Below are 626 nucleotides of genomic sequence, written 5' to 3' on the forward strand. Positions count from 1 at the left end.
GCCCACCAGGGCAGTTCCGCCTTGGTCGCGTGTCCGGCGCAGGCCGCCACGGCGAGGAGCGCCGTGACGGCACCCCCGGCCGCCTCGGCCCGCCGGCCCCGCCGGTCCCCCGCCTCGTCCACCCCGTGGCCCCCTTCACGCTCGGTCACCCGGGCATCCGCTCCCGGGCATATGCCGCACACCATAAGCGAGCTCCACAGGCGCATCTGACCAGGCGTACGGCGAGACGGGAGACTCATCGCGCGCTGACGCGCCGGCCGATGTCCGTGCGCGCCCCCTGCGGCGGCGCACGCGATCAGTGCGCGCCGATGAGTGTCCCGTTCCGCGCTGTCCCCGGCCGTCCGCCGTACCCCGCGGACCNNGCCGCGCACAGCCCTTCCAGCACCATGCGGCACTCGGTGACGGCGACCGCTTCCTCCACGGTCACCCACCTGGGCCCGTGAAGCCCACGGTGCTCGGAGGGACTTGAGTCGGCGTGATCGTCATACGGGCCGGCCGCCGGAGGCCGCACGCCGCGGCGCCGCCCCGCGCTGTCCCCCGGTCGTGGCGGACCGGACGGACAGACGGAGAAGACGGACAGGCGGGGAAGGCGGGCATACGGCATACGGGCGTACCTCAGCCGTCGG

1 pseudogene is annotated in these 626 nt (G+C 75.2%); it reads right to left on the reverse strand.

The annotated features are described in order from the left end of the window. Positions 1-352 precede the first annotated feature (352 nt). A pseudogene (locus tag CCL05_RS46870) lies at positions 353-433 on the reverse strand (GntR family transcriptional regulator); the annotation flags it as partial. Between the last annotated feature and the right edge of the window lie 193 nt (positions 434-626).

Source organism: Streptomyces africanus (assembly GCF_002150735.1).
Taxonomy (GTDB): Bacteria; Actinomycetota; Actinomycetes; order Streptomycetales; family Streptomycetaceae; genus Streptomyces; species Streptomyces africanus.